Origin of the sequence: Cryobacterium sp. N22 (genome assembly GCF_002929555.1) — a bacterium.
Taxonomy (GTDB): Bacteria; Actinomycetota; Actinomycetes; order Actinomycetales; family Microbacteriaceae; genus Cryobacterium.
Window position 1 is genome coordinate 138,290 of record NZ_PJJP01000032.1, and the last position, 14,110, is coordinate 152,399.

Consider the following 14,110-nt stretch of genomic DNA (forward strand, 5'->3'; position numbering starts at 1 on the left):
GGGATCAGTCTGCCTTCTTTATGGCATGCCCACCGAACTGGTTGCGCAGCGCGGCCACGGCCTTCATCGCCGGGGAGTCGTCCTGGCGGGAGGCGAAGCGGGCGAAGATCGACGCGCTGATCGCGGGCACCGGAACGGCGTTGTTGATGGCCTCTTCGATGGTCCAGCGTCCCTCACCGGAATCCTCGACGTAACCTTCGATGTCGGCCAGCTGCGGGTCGTCCTTGAGGGCTCGCACCATGAGTTCGAGCAACCAGGACCGCACGACGGTGCCGCGCTGCCAGGCCGTGAAGATGCCGGGCACATCCTGGATGAGGTCGTCGCGCTTCTCCAACAGTTCATAACCCTCGGCGTAGGCCTGCATCAGCGCATACTCGATGCCGTTGTGCACCATTTTGGCGTAGTGGCCGGCGCCGACCTTGCCGGCGTGCACGAAGCCTTCCTCGCGGGGGCCCTCCGGACGCAGCGCGTCGAAGACCGGCATGGCCCTTTCCACGTCGGCGGCGGAACCGCCGACCATGAGTCCGAACCCATTGGTGAGGCCCCAGATTCCACCGGAAACACCGGCGTCCACGTAGTGGATCCCGTTCTCGGCGAGCAGCGCCTCGTGGGTGAAGTCGTCGGTGAACCTGGAGTTGCCGCCGTCGATGACCAGGTCGCCGGGGGAGAGCTTCGTGGCCAGATCGGCGATCACCGCGGTGGTGATCGCACCGGCCGGAACCATGACCCAGATCAGCCGGGGAGACGGGATCGCCTCGACCAGCTCGGCGGTGCCGGCGACGTCGGATACCTCGGGGTTGCGGTCATAGCCCGTGACCGTCAGACCGGCGGCGCGCAGACGGTCCCGCATGTTGGCGCCCATTTTGCCCAGGCCGACGATTCCGATGTGCATGGCAGTCCTTCGTGGTTCGTGTCGTGCTGGTGGGGCTGGCGCGCTTAGCGCAGAAGCAGGTTCGGCTGCAGAAGGTACCGGTAACTGTCGGCACCCGGCTGCTCGCGCGAGGTCTGGCTGGTGATGAGCACCGGTCCCGGCTTGTTGGGGTTCTCGGTCTTGGTGAACGAGATGCGCACGAACTCGGAGTGCACCGCGCCGAGGCCATCCAGCAGGAACTGGGGCTTGAGCGAGACGACGGTGTCGCCGCCGGAGAGGATCGCGTCGATGGTCTCGGACGCCTGCGCCTGTTCGGAGCCGATGGCCTCGAGGGTGAGGCCGTCGGCCGTGAAGCTGAACCGCAGTGCGGCCTCACGCTCGAGAACCAGCTGCACACGGCGGGTGGCCTCGATCAGTTCCGCGGTGTTCATCACGGCGTAGTTGTCGACGTTGTCCGGGAACAGGCGACGCACCGGCGGGTAGTTGCCCTTGATCAGCAGCGACGTGACGGTTTTCTTGTCAGCGGTGAACGCGATCAGTTCACGGTCGTCGGTGTTGGTGATGGCCACCGAGATCGTGCCGCTGTGGCCGAAGGTCTTGCCGACCTCCTGCAGCGTGCGGGCCGGCACCAGCGCGGTGATCGGTTCCTGGGCCTGGTTTGCTCCCGGGTCCCAGTCGATTTCGCGCACGGCAACGCGGTACCGGTCGGTGGCGACGAGGCTGATGCTGTTCTCGGTGATCTGCAGCTGCACACCGGTGATCACCGGGGTCACGTCGTCGCGAGACGCGGCGACGGCGACCTGTGAGACAGCCGCGGCGAATTCCTCAGCGGGTACCAGGCCGGATTGGGCGCTGACCTGGGGAATGCTTGGATATTCCTCTACCGGCATAGACAGCAGGGTGAAGTTTGCGGTGCCGCAGCTCACGGTGATGCGGGACTCGTTGGTGGAAAAACGCACTGGGGCGTTGGGCATCCGGCTGGCGATTTCGGCCAGGAGGCGGCCGGAGACGAGTACCTTGCCGGTCTCTTCGACATCGGCGGCGATCTCGGTCTGCGCCGAAACTTCGTAGTCGAACGAGGACAGGATCAGGCCGGTCTCTGTCGCCTCGATAAGGACACCGCTCAAAATGGGCAGGGTGGTGCGTTGGGGAAGGAGCTTGACAGCGAAAGAAACGGCTTCGCTGAAGACATCCCGATTGGCCTGAAATCTCACGAAGTCACTCCTGTCGGTGGAGACCTGGATACGGCCTCAATGCTAGTCGGGTTTATCCGCGGCCCATTTCTTGTGAGCCTCGGCGAGTAAAGGTTGTTGGACCTGGAGCTAATGAAGTTAATCGTTAATCTTCTTAACCGGTGTGGAAACTGTGGATAACTCGGTGGATAGCGCTCAGCGACTGGGAACTACAAACTTGTAACTTGTGGACGCCCTGTGAGCGTTAAGCCCAATGAATGACACGAACTGGTTTCTGTAATTCCGAGTTTTCACAAGCGAGCCGTGCGTTTCTACAGGTTGCCCCGAGTTGTCCGGGCAGTTTCCACAGGGTTATCCACAGGTACGAAACACAAAAAAATTTTCTCTTACTTGTAGCGGTGATCCTGCTTGATGCGGTTTGTCAGCTCCGTGACCTGGTTGTAGATGGACCGGCGTTCCTTCATGAGCTCGCTGATCTTCTTGTTCGCGTACATCACCGTGGTGTGGTCGCGGTTGCCGAACAGCTGGCCGATCTTGGGGAGTGAGAGATTCGTCAGCTCTCGGCACAGGTACATCGCGATCTGTCGTGCGGTGGCCACGGCCTGCGACCGGGACGAGCCGTACAGGTCGTCGACCGTGAGTTTGAAGTAGTCCGCCGTGTTCGTGATGATGTCCACCGGCGCGATCACGTTGTCCTCGTCGAGGGTGATCACGTCTTTCAACACGGTCTGCACGAGATTCATGTCCACCGGGGTGCGATTCAGGCTCGCGAACGCGGTCACCCGGATCAGGGTGCCTTCCAGCTCCCGGATGTTGGACGACACCTTCGACGCCATGAACTCGAGAATGTCGTGCGGGACCTGCAGCTTTTCGCTCTGCGCCTTCTTGCGGAGGATCGCGATGCGGGTCTCCAGGTCTGGCGCCTGGACATCCGTGATCAGGCCCCACTCGAAGCGCGACCGCATGCGGTCTTCAAACCCGGTGAGGGCCTTCGGCGGCAGGTCGCTCGTGATGACGACCTGTTTGTTGTGATCGTGCAGGGTGTTGAAGGTGTGGAAGAACGCTTCCTGGGTCTCCGCCTTGCCCTGCAGGAACTGGATGTCGTCGATCATCAGGATGTCGATGTTGCGGTACCGGTTCTGAAAAGCGGAACCGCGGTTGTTGGCGATCGAGTTGATGAAGTCGTTGGTGAATTCCTCGCTACTGACGTAGCGCACGCGGATGCCTGGATACAGGCTCATCGCATAGTGGCCGATGGCGTGCAGCAGGTGGGTCTTGCCCAGACCGGACGAGCCGTAGATGAAAAGCGGGTTGTACGCCTTGGCGGGAGCCTCGGCCACGGCGACGGCCGCCGCGTGGGCGAACCGGTTGGACTGGCCGATGACGAAGTTGTCGAAGCTGTACTTGGAGTTCAGCCGGGTGTCGTGTGGGCGTTCCGGGGGAGTGCTCTCGAAAACCGACTGCGGCGTGGCCGGCGTCTCGATGTCAGGCTGGCGTTCGATGGGTTCCTGCACCGGGCGCAGGGACTCCTGCTCGAGTTCGGGATTGACCACGACGTAGAACGTGGTGACCGCGACCGATTCGCTGAGCTGGCCCATCGCCGTGAGGAGCGGAACCCGCATGCGCACGTTGAGCATGCTCGCGGTGAACTCGTTGGGGACCTCCAGGTAGAAGGTGCCGGCCGCGATGCCCTTGGGCTCGACCAGATTCAGGAAGCCGTACAGCATCGGAGTGACGGTGTCGTCCGACTCCAAGATGGTCAGAACCGACCGCCAAGTCTCGCTGATTGGCTGTTCCCCGTCTGGCATGGTTTCCCACAATCTTCTTCTGTACGTTTGCCGCCCTGAGAGAGCCTTCGCATGTCGACACAGAATGTCCCATCCGGCGATTCATCCACAACGTTATCCACCGCCTGTGGGTAAATAACGACTGGATTCTCAGGGTTTACCCACACCCTGTGGATAACTTGTCCTCACGGTAGTCAATGACCGGCGGTCAGGCCAAATTAGCTTGAAGATTGCCAGCGTGTCTGTACCGGAAATGGGAATTCAATGGGCAGAATCGAACGTTTGGGCCTCGCCAGTTTGACCACGGGCGAGCGAAGCCGTAGTTTTAATCAGTTGACCCCAGCCCGTGGGCTACCTCACTCTTTCCCGGCCGCTCGTTTTGGCCTGCGGAGATCCAATACGTGGAGATTGAACAATGAGCAAGAGAACGTTCCAGCCGAACAACCGTCGTCGCGCGAAGGTGCACGGTTTCCGTCTTCGTATGCGCACCCGCGCCGGACGCGCCATCCTCGGTGCTCGTCGTCGCAAGGGTCGCACCGAACTCTCCGCGTAAGACCTCCTGTGCTCGCTCACGCCAATCGCATCACGAGCGGGAGCGACTATAAGGCTGTCGTTCGACGAGGTGTGCGGGTCGTAGGCCCGCACACAGTGGCGTATCTCCGCCGCAACCCAGAACCCACCCCGGTGCGGTTCGGGTTCATCGTCGCCAAAAACGTGGGCGGCGCGGTGGTTCGTAACCGCGTGCGTCGTCGGCTGAAAGCGGCAAGCTTCGATCTCCTTCCTGGCGTTCCCGCCGGGACGGAGGTCGTTTTTCGCGCATTGCCCACATCCGTGCACGCCAGCTGGCCCGATCTCGTGGCCGAGCTGTCGAATGCCCTGGTCAAGGGGCAGCGCACGAGATGAACAGGGTGATACTCACGCTGGTATTACTGCCCCGAAATCTCGGGGTGGTGCTCCTGCGGGTCTATCGCGCAGTAATCTCACCGTTGTACGGCGATGTTTGCCGGTACTACCCCTCGTGTTCGGCGTACGCCCTCGGCGCCGTCCAAGAATATGGCCTGATCGTCGGCTCTTTTTTCGCCGCACGCCGGGTCTTGCGTTGTCATCCTTGGGCTGAGGGCGGAATCGATGATGTTCCCCTGAAACGACACCGTCGCTACACCGTGACGTCGTTTGGATTTGTAGTTCCTTTAGCCACGGAAAGGGCTGACCCGCACGTATGGACCTCTTAGGTACTATTCTCTGGCCGCTGAAATGGGCCGTTGAGCTTCTGCTCGTCGCCTTCCACTGGTTGTTCTCCAACCTGGGCATGGGCTACAACGACGGCCTCACCTGGGTGCTCTCCATCGTCGGCCTCGTGCTCGTGGTGCGAGCGGCGCTGATCCCCATCTTCGTTCGACAGATCAAGAGCCAGCGCAAGATGCTCGAGGTCGCGCCGCAGCTCAAGAAGATCCAGGACAAGTACAAGGGCAAGAAGGACCAGTTCTCCCGCGAGGCCATGTCCCGCGAGACCATGGAGCTGTACAAGCGCACCGGGACCAACCCGCTCGCCTCGTGCCTGCCCCTGCTCCTGCAGATGCCGATCTTCTTCGCCCTGTTCTCGGTGCTCAACGATGCCCAGCGCTCCAACGCCGGCGTCGGCCCCCTGAACCAGGCCCTGGCGACCAGCTTCAGCAACGCCAACCTGTTCGGCGTCGCCCCGCTGCACGACACGTTTGCCCAGCAGTGGGCACTGTGGACCGGTGGCCAGGACTTCAACCTTTCCGTCATGATCATCGCGGCCACGATGGTCGTCCTCATGACCGCGTCGCAGTTCATCACCCAGCTGCAGATCGTCTCCAAGAACATGTCGCCGGAGACCAAGGCCAGCCCCATGTTCAAGCAGCAGAAGATCATGCTGTACCTGCTGCCGCTGGTGTTCGCCTTCTCCGGTGTGGCCTTCCCGCTCGGCGTGATGTTCTACTGGCTCACCTCGAACATCTGGACCATGGCCCAGCAGTTCCTCGTCATCCGCAACATGCCCACGCCGGGCAGCGAGGCCGCCAAGGCCCGCGAAGAGCGCCTTGCCCGCAAGGGCAAGCTCATCGCAACCGACGGAGACATCATTATTGTCGACGAGCCCAAGAAGCCGGCCCAGCGCCAGCAGCCCGTTGGCAAGAACCGTGCCAAGAAGCAGACCGGCCCCAAGAAGTAAGAGGGATGGACAACGTGACTGAGAACACCGACGTGATCAATGCGGATGCCGCGTCCGACGCCGCGCCGACCATCGGCCAGCTGGAGCAGGAAGGCGACATCGCAGCGGACTACATCGAAGAGTTCCTCGACATCTGCGACCTGGACGGTGACATCGACATCGATGCCCGGAACGGACGGGCCTACCTGTCGGTGAACTCGGTTGACCCGCAGAATCTGCGCCTGTTGTCCAAGCCCGACACCGTGAACGCCCTGCAGGAGCTCACGCGACTTGCCGTGCAGAACAAGACCGGGTCGTTCTCCAGACTGATCCTCGACATCGGGGGCTCCCGCGAGGCCCGCCAGGCCGAGCTGACCGACCTGGTCGGCCATGCCATCGAGCGCATCGATGGCGGCGCAACGGAGGCTTCCCTCCCCCCGATGTCGTCCTACGAGCGCAAGCTTGTGCACGACATCGTCTCGGAACGCGGATACGTCTCCGAGTCCCTTGGCGAAGGCCGCGACCGTCACACCGTCATCACCGCAGCGTAGCCACACCGAGTATGACTGAAACCCTCGAGGCCGAGCCCGCCGTCGCCGCTGGACTCTTCGGCGACCGCATCGACGTCGCCCGGGAGTTCACCCGGCACCTCGCCGAGCAGGGCGAAGAGCTCGGCCTGATCGGTCCGCTCGAGCTTCCCCGGCTGTGGAGCCGGCACATCCTGAACTGCGTCGTGGTTGCTCCGCTCCTGAAGCCCGGCCTGGTCGGCGACGTGGGATCGGGCGCCGGCCTGCCGGGTCTGGTTCTGGCCATCGCTCGGCCCGATGTCTCCTTCGTGCTCATCGAGCCGATGGAGCGCCGCGTGGCGTGGTTGACCGGTCAGGTCGCCGCGCTGGGCCTCACCAATGCACGGGTGCTGCGCGCCCGCGCCGAAGACATCCGTCTGGATACGCCCCTGGATCAGGTCACCGCCCGTGCGGTGAGCGCGTTCAAGACCCTCATTCCCCTCACGGCGCCGCTGCTGCGTTCCGGCGGCGAGCTCGTGCTGATGAAGGGCGCGGGCGCCGCGGGGGAGATCGCCAACGCCGCCAAGCCGATCGCGCGGTTCCACCTGCGCGATGTGGAGGTACTCACCCTCGGCGAGGGCGTGCTGGAGGACGTCACACGGGTCATTAAGGCTACAGTGGACTAGTCCCCGGCAACATCCGCCCGGCACGGGTGGATAGCACCGGGGCACCCTTTCGGGTGGCTCATCAACCGTCGAACGCAAAGGTTTCACGTGAAACATCCCGGCGAAGACCAGCAGACCGGCACTCCCGGCTCCGGCGTCGACAACAGCACCCCCCTGGCGCGGGAGATCTCAGATCTGACCCGCCGCCGACAGGTGATCGCCGCCGAGCGGCTACCCAAGCCCGAGAGCACCCGGGTGATCACCATCTCGAACCAGAAGGGCGGGGTGGGCAAGACCACCACGGCCGTCAACCTGGCCGCTGCGTTGGCCCGTCAGGGTGCGCGTGTGCTCGTGATCGACCTGGACCCGCAGGGCAACGCCTCCACCGCACTCGGCGTGGAGCACCGTGCCGAGACCTCGAGCGTCTATGACGTCATCATCAACGACCTGCCGATGGTGGACGTGGTGCAGAAGAGCCCGGAGTTCGGGGCCCTGTACTGTGTTCCGGCGACCATCCACCTGGCCGGTGCGGAGATCGAGCTGGTTTCGCTGGTGGCCCGGGAGCAGCGACTGCGTCGCGCCCTCGACCTGCACATCAAGGACATGGCCGACCCGTACGACTACGTTTTCATCGACTGCCCGCCGTCGCTCGGTCTCCTCACGATCAATGCGTTCGTTGCCGCACGAGAGGTGCTCATCCCGATCCAGTGCGAGTACTACGCACTGGAGGGTCTGAGCCAGCTGCTCAAGAACATCGAGCTCATTGAGAAGCACCTGAACCCGCAGCTCATAGTCTCGACGATTCTGCTTACCATGTACGACAGCCGCACGAACCTCGCGAACCAGGTGGCGCAGGATGTGCGCGATCATTTCCCGAAACAGGTCCTGGACACGCTGATTCCGCGCTCTGTGCGGGTTTCTGAGGCGCCCAGCTACGGTCAGAGCGTCATCAGCTACGACCTCAACTCGGCAGGATCCCTCTCCTACCTCGAAGCAGCCGCAGAAATCGCCCGTCGGGGCGTTCCACGAACAGGAGATGCGCAGTAATGGCGAAACGTACAGGGCTCGGCCGCGGAATCGGTTCGCTCATTCCGGTGCAGGAGAACCCGTCACAGGCCCGTCCCGTCGACGTCTTCTTCCCGTACAACGAGGTTCCGCACGCGGAGGGCACCGCCGGCGCCTCACCGGTGCCGGGCTCGACGCCGGCCGCGGCCGACGGTTCCACTGCGACCGCGACGATCGATGCGGCTGACGACGTCACGGTCGAACTGCTTCCGGTTCCCGGCGCCCGTCTCGCACACCTGAATCCGGCCGACATCGTTCCCAACGCTGTGCAGCCGCGCAGCGTCTTCGATGAAGATGACCTGGCCGAGCTCGTGCACAGCATCCGCGAAGTCGGTGTGCTGCAGCCCATCGTCGTGCGTCCGCTGATCGAGCAGCCGGGCAAGTACGAACTTGTCATGGGGGAGCGGCGCCTGCGCGCCACCAAGGAAGTCGGCCTCGACAGCATCCCGGCGATCGTGCGGGATACCGCCGACATCGACATGCTCCGGGACGCTCTGCTGGAGAATCTCCACCGCGCGCAGCTGAACCCACTTGAAGAAGCGTCCGCGTATCAGCAGCTGCTTTCAGACTTCGGAATCACGCAGGAGGTGCTCGCCAGCCGTATCGGCAGGTCGCGCCCCCAGATCACCAACACCCTGCGTCTGCTGAAGCTGCCCGAAGCCGTGCAGCTTCGTGTTGCTGCCGGTGTACTGTCGGCCGGTCATGCGCGTGCAGTGTTGTCGGTGGGGGACACCGAGGGCATGTTGCGCCTTGCGGACAAGATCGTCAACGAGGACCTGTCAGTGCGTGCAGCCGAGGCGGCCGCCGCCGCCGGGCCCAAGCCCGTCGTTGTGAAGCCCGCTCCGGGCAAGCGCCAGGGACACCTCAACGAGATCGCCGAACACCTCGGTGACCGCCTCGACACCCGCGTGAAGATCAATCTCGGCGTACGAAAAGGCCAGATCACAGTGGATTTCGCAACCATCGGCGACCTGAACCGTATTCTCGGCGTACTCGGCGAACCCGGCTTCGGAGCCAACTAAAACGCAGTGTTTCACGTGAAACATCGGGCGCCAAATTGGGCGGCGGCATCTTGGAGCATCACCGCCCGTCCGCTGATTGAGCTTGTCGAAATCAGCCGCCCGGCTCTCGAAGAGCTCGACCACCTGTCGCGCTACAGGCGCATTCTGCCGGACCTGCGCCGCTGATTGAACCTGTCGAAATCAGTTCATCCTGGTCTTAGAGGCCTCAGAGAGCGTGCGTTTGCGGCCCTTCGGTGGGCGCTTTAAGTCAGATTCGATCCAAACTGGGACGATTCTGGAGGCCTGCACGGCTTGCAGTTCCGCCGGAGGGCGGCGGATTGGCCGCACGATGGCGCTCAGGCCCGCAGTTTTACGTGAAACCTGACGCAAATTGGTCAATTTTGACCATCCCGCCGCGAAAATTTGGGCCCAGGTGGGCATCACCAGAGTTCCGCCCCCCGAGTCGTCACCGACGAGCCGCCGCGATGGTGTTTCACGTGAAACATCTGCCGCCTCGATTCACTACAAGCCGGCCGAGTGCCAGCCTGGATGCGCGCCCAGCCGCTGGATGGCCTGGTCGAAAGTCGGCCCGGCCCAGCACGCTGATTGAGCTTGTCGAAATCAGGCGGTCTCGCTAGCTTTATGCACCCGACCAGGCACGTGGATTGAGCTTGCGTGCATCGAGGCGCGATCGGCTCAGCCGGCGGACCAAGGGTGGCTCTTAGCGCGGTTTGTGACCAATTTCGGTATCTTTGGGTTCGATTCTGGCCGCTTCGCGAGTCAATTGCCCGCCAGCCGCGCGGGGGAGTGGCCGCACAATGGCGCTCAGAGACGCCGTTTCACGTGAAACAAGGGTCAGAATGACGAATCCGAGTACTTTGAGCGACAGATTGTGCGCAGCTGGAGAGCGTGGGTACGCGACCCTCAGCGGCGCCGTCCAGTGACATGGTGTTTCGCATGACGTAGTCGGGCGCCCGGAACGCCGGCAGCCGGGTCTCGACAAGCTCGACCAACGACGTGGTTGAGGTATCGTCTCGTCGAGCCTGACCCGCGCACGAGATTGGCCAGGTCGACATCAGGGCGCACCTCGGCCTGCTGATTGAGCTTGTCGAAATCAGGCTGCCGAATCTTGTTTTCTCGACCACGGTTGTGGAGGAGGTATTGCGCCTATTGGGGGCGCTAATCTGCGGCATTTGGGACCGAGGTCGGGGTCTTGGGTGGCGATTGTGGCCCCCTGGCGAGTCAGTTGCCCGCCCGCCGGGCGGGGGAGTGGCCGCACAATGGCGCTCAGAGACGCCGTTCCACGTGAAACAACGTTCAAAATGATGGATCTGAGCTGTTTGATGGGCAGATTGTGGGCAGGTGGAGAAGAAACGCGATTCTCAGTGCGGCGGTCCGGCGACATCGTGTTTCGCGTGAAGTGCTCGGGCGCCCGGAATGGCGGCGGGCCGGGTTTCGAGAAGCTCGACCGACGACGTGGTTGAGGTATCCTCTCGTTGATCGTGACCCGCGCAGCAGATTGACCAGGTCGAGATCAGGACCGACCCGGCTCGCTGATTGAACTTGTCGAAATCGGGCCACCGGATATGGCTTGCTCGACCGTGTTGTGGTGGAGGTGGCGGGCCTATTCGCCCGACCGAACCCGTGGATTGAGCCTGTCGTAATCAGGGATGTCAAGGCCGCGATCGGCTTGACTGGTGGGTTAGAAACGTTATTTATCAGTATTCGCGGCCGGTTTCGGGCATTCAGGGGACGATTATGGCGGCCTGGGCGGACGGCAGGGCGCCTGCCGCGCGGGGGAGTGGCCTCACAATGGCGCTCAGTGACTCCGTTTCACGTGAAACAAGGGTCACAATGACGGTTCCGAGCCTTCTGGTCGGCAGATTATGCGCTGGTAGAGAAGGTAGGAACATGATTCTCAGTGGGCGGTCCAGAGGTAACGTTTTTCGCGTGAAGTACTCGGGCGCCCGGAACCCCGGCGGACGGGTCTCGACAAGCTCGACCAACGACGTGGTTGCGGTATCACCTCGTCGAGGCCGACCTGCGCAGCAGTTTGACCAGGTCGAAATATGGCCCAGCCCGGCTTGTTTGTTGAGCTAATCGAGACCAGGGATAGCGAGGCGCTATCGGCTCGCCCCGCAAGTTAGGGACGTCATTTGGTGGTACTTCTGGTCGGTTTCGGGCATTTTGGGGCGAATGTGCTGGCCTGGGTGGACGGCAGGGTGCATGCAGCGCGGGGGAAGTGGTCGCACAAACGGCGCTCAGAGACGCCGTTTCACGTGAAACTAGGGGCAAAATGACGGCTCCGAGCTCTTTGATAGGCAGATTGTGCGCTGGTGAGCGTAGTAGCGGGACTCTCAGCGGGCGGGCCGGCCGCATTGCATTCGCGTGAAGTACTCGGCGCCCGGAGCGCCACCGGCCAGGTCTCGACAGGCTCGACCAACGACGCGGCTACGGTGTTTCACGTGAAACATACCCCGACCGGGTCGTGTTTCACGTGAAACATGGGCCTTACTGCAAGCTGGTTGAGGCCGCCCGGGCGAGAGCGGAATAGACGGCTCCAAGCGATTCGCCGGAGGCCTCGATGGACTGCGGGGCGAGCGAGGTCTCGGTCAGACCGGGCAAAACATTCGCCTCGAGGAACCAGGCGACACCCTCGGCGTCGACCATCAGGTCGATGCGGGAGAGCTGGGCCAGCCCGAGCAGACTGTGGATCGCCACGGCCGTGTCGGCCACCCGCTGGGCCACGTCCGGCGCGATGCGGGCGGGCGTGAAGAACAGGGTCTCGCCGGCGTTGTACCGCGCTTCGAAGCTGAAAACACCACTCACGGGCACGATCTCAACCGCGGGCAGTGCGACGGGCCCGGCGCCAGTGTTGATGACGGTGACGGCGAGCTCGGTGCCTTCGATCTTCGTCTCAACGAGAGCGGTTTCGTCGTAGGTGTAGGCATCCACCATGGCGCGGGGGAGGCCCGCCGGCGCATCGACGATGGTGACACCCTGGGCAGATCCACCCTGGGCGGGCTTGACGACCAGTGGTGTGCCGAGCGCGGTCACGAGGTGCTCGAGAACGCTGGCGGCGCCGAGGTCGCGGAAGGTCTCACGCGAGAGTGCGATCCAGGCCGGGGTGGCATAGCCGGCGCGACGCACAAGTTCCTTGGCGGTGGGCTTGGACCAGGCCAGTCCCGCCGCAGTGCCGCGCGGGCCCACGTGCGGGATCCCGGTGGTCTCGAGCAGCGAGAGCAGGGCGCCGTCTTCGCCGGTGGCGCCGTGCAATACGGGCCAGATGACGTCGGGCTTGCGGGTGGCCAGCTCGGTGAGGAGCCCTGCCTGCGGGTCGAGCACGGTCACGCGGTGCCCGAGCCCGGTCAGCTCATCGGCCACGCGACGTCCACTGCGCATGGAGACGTCGCGCTCGTGCGAGATTCCTCCCGCGAGCACCACAATGTCAAGAAACTCTGATTCGCTCATGATCTGGGGTTTTCCTTAGCTCGAGCCGGAGAAACGTGGGATTAGTTGATGTCGGGCGGCGGGGCGCCGAATCGGCGGCCGTCGTGGGCGGGAAACAGCGAGCCGGTCCCGGCAAAGGTGTCCAGCAACTCCAGTTCGTCGCGGATGACGGTGGCGAGGCGCCGGATGCCCAGACGGATGTGCTCCGGCGTGGGGTAGCAGAACGAGAGTCGCATGTTCTGGCGACCCTGGCCATCCGCGAAAAACGCGGTACCCGGGGTGTACGCCACGAGCTCCTTGACCGCGCGGGGCAGCATGGCCTTGGAGTCCAGGGTGTCCGGCAGGCTGAGCCACACGTAGAACCCGCCGTTGGGGTTGGTCCAGGTGAGCTCGGGCAGATATTCCGTCAACGCGGAGAGCATGGCGTTCTTGCGTTCGCGATAGACGCCACGGAAGGTGTTGATCTGGCCCTTCCAATCGGCGGTGGACAGGTACTCGGAGATCACCAGTTGGCTGAACGAGCTGGGGGAGAGCACGGCCGCCTCGTTGGCCAGCACGAGCTTCTCGCGGATGGCGTGCGGGGCCAGGGCCCAGCCCACCCGGAAGCCGGGGGCGAGGGTCTTCGAGAAGGTGCCCAGGTAGACCACGCCGTCCCGCTCGATGGAGCGCATGGCATCCGGTGCCTTCTGGTCGAAATACAACAGCCCGTAGGGGTTGTCCTCGAGGACCAGAATCTGGTTGGCCTTGGCGATCTCCAGGATCTCCAGGCGGCGGGCCCAGCTGAGGGTCACTCCGGCCGGGTTGTGGAAGCTGGGGATCGTGTAGAGGAATTTGATCTTGCGACCCTCGGCCTTGAGCCGGGCGATGTGCTCCCGGAGTGCCTCGGGGATCATGCCGTGCTCGTCCATCGGTACGTGATCGACATCGGCCTGGTAGGACTTGAAGATCACCATGGCGGTGACATAACTCGGGCCCTCGGAGATCACGACGTCGCCCGGGTCCAGGAAGAGCTTGCTGACCAGTTCGAGCGCGTGCTGGGACCCGGTGGTCACGACCACGTCATCGGCGTTGGCACGGATGCCTTCCAGGGCCATGACCTCGAGGATCTGCTCCCGGAACAAGGGAACTCCCTGACCAGAGCCATATTGCAGCGCCACGGGGCCCTGTTTGCGCATGACGCTGTCCATCGCGTTGATCACGAGATCCTGGGGCAGGGCGGCGACGTACGGCATCCCACCGGCAAGGGAGACGACCTCGGGGCGTGAGGCGACGGCGAACAGGGCGCGCACCTCGGAGGCGCGCAGGGCGGCGGCTCGCTCGGCGTAGTGGTGGTACCACGGGTCGAGGTTGTTACCGGCCTGGGAGGTGCCTATCGCTGTCACGTCATATCCGTTCTGGT

General features: G+C 63.4%; 13 protein-coding genes. 8 read left to right on the forward strand and 5 right to left on the reverse strand.

Annotation, left to right across the window (positions count from 1 at the left end; translation table 11 throughout):
- Positions 1-4 precede the first annotated feature (4 nt).
- The 3 genes from gnd to dnaA all read right to left on the reverse strand — a co-directional run bounded on the left by gnd (position 5) and on the right by dnaA (position 3,872).
- Positions 5-892 (reverse strand): phosphogluconate dehydrogenase (NAD(+)-dependent, decarboxylating), encoded by an 888-nt coding sequence (gene gnd, locus CXY76_RS08145; protein ID WP_104163735.1) that lies wholly within the window; start codon positions 890-892, stop codon positions 5-7.
- A 44-nt stretch (positions 893-936) separates the two neighbouring features.
- A complete protein-coding gene (gene dnaN / locus CXY76_RS08150; RefSeq protein ID WP_104163736.1) occupies positions 937-2,085 on the reverse strand; it encodes a DNA polymerase III subunit beta in 1,149 nt (382 codons plus the stop codon).
- Positions 2,086-2,450: 365 nt separating this feature from the next.
- The gene (dnaA, locus tag CXY76_RS08155; protein ID WP_088454781.1) at positions 2,451-3,872 is read right to left on the reverse strand and encodes a chromosomal replication initiator protein DnaA; all 1,422 of its coding nucleotides are present in this window, start codon (positions 3,870-3,872) and stop codon (positions 2,451-2,453) included.
- Between the two features lie 394 nt (positions 3,873-4,266).
- Between dnaA and rpmH the strand changes: the two genes are divergently transcribed.
- The 8 genes from rpmH (at position 4,267) to CXY76_RS08195 (ending at position 9,282) form a co-directional block, all read left to right on the forward strand.
- Positions 4,267-4,404 (forward strand): 50S ribosomal protein L34, encoded by a 138-nt coding sequence (gene rpmH / locus CXY76_RS08160; protein WP_010204566.1) that lies wholly within the window; start codon positions 4,267-4,269, stop codon positions 4,402-4,404.
- Between the two features lie 8 nt (positions 4,405-4,412).
- On the forward strand, positions 4,413-4,754 hold the full coding sequence (gene rnpA, locus CXY76_RS08165; protein WP_104163737.1) for a ribonuclease P protein component: 342 nt from the start codon (positions 4,413-4,415) through the stop codon (positions 4,752-4,754).
- Positions 4,751-5,083 carry a membrane protein insertion efficiency factor YidD gene (gene yidD, locus CXY76_RS08170; protein WP_104163738.1) on the forward strand — a complete coding sequence of 111 codons (333 nt, stop codon included), beginning with the start codon at positions 4,751-4,753 and terminating at the stop codon, positions 5,081-5,083. Before rnpA ends, yidD begins: the two co-directional genes overlap by 4 nt.
- A complete protein-coding gene (yidC, locus tag CXY76_RS08175) occupies positions 5,071-6,045 on the forward strand; it encodes a membrane protein insertase YidC (RefSeq protein ID WP_104163739.1) in 975 nt (324 codons plus the stop codon). The genes yidD and yidC overlap by 13 nt, the downstream gene beginning before the upstream one ends.
- Before the next feature lie 5 nt (positions 6,046-6,050).
- Positions 6,051-6,575, forward strand: a complete 525-nt coding sequence (locus CXY76_RS08180) for a R3H domain-containing nucleic acid-binding protein (protein ID WP_104163740.1) — start codon at positions 6,051-6,053, stop codon at positions 6,573-6,575.
- Between the two features lie 11 nt (positions 6,576-6,586).
- Positions 6,587-7,216, forward strand: a complete 630-nt coding sequence (rsmG, locus tag CXY76_RS08185) for a 16S rRNA (guanine(527)-N(7))-methyltransferase RsmG (protein WP_104163741.1) — start codon at positions 6,587-6,589, stop codon at positions 7,214-7,216.
- Positions 7,217-7,303: 87 nt separating this feature from the next.
- Positions 7,304-8,242: a ParA family protein gene (locus tag CXY76_RS08190; RefSeq protein ID WP_104163742.1), complete on the forward strand. Its 939-nt coding sequence runs from the start codon at positions 7,304-7,306 to the stop codon at positions 8,240-8,242.
- The gene (locus tag CXY76_RS08195; protein WP_104163743.1) at positions 8,242-9,282 is read left to right on the forward strand and encodes a ParB/RepB/Spo0J family partition protein; all 1,041 of its coding nucleotides are present in this window, start codon (positions 8,242-8,244) and stop codon (positions 9,280-9,282) included. The genes CXY76_RS08190 and CXY76_RS08195 overlap by 1 nt, the downstream gene beginning before the upstream one ends.
- Positions 9,283-11,772: 2,490 nt before the next feature.
- Here the strand turns inward: CXY76_RS08195 and CXY76_RS08200 are convergent.
- Positions 11,773-12,732, reverse strand: a complete 960-nt coding sequence (locus tag CXY76_RS08200; RefSeq protein ID WP_104163744.1) for a D-alanine--D-alanine ligase — start codon at positions 12,730-12,732, stop codon at positions 11,773-11,775.
- A 41-nt stretch (positions 12,733-12,773) separates the two neighbouring features.
- Entirely contained in the window at positions 12,774-14,093 is a 1,320-nt protein-coding gene (locus tag CXY76_RS08205) for a PLP-dependent aminotransferase family protein (RefSeq protein WP_104163745.1), read from the reverse strand.
- Positions 14,094-14,110: the final 17 nt, after the last annotated feature.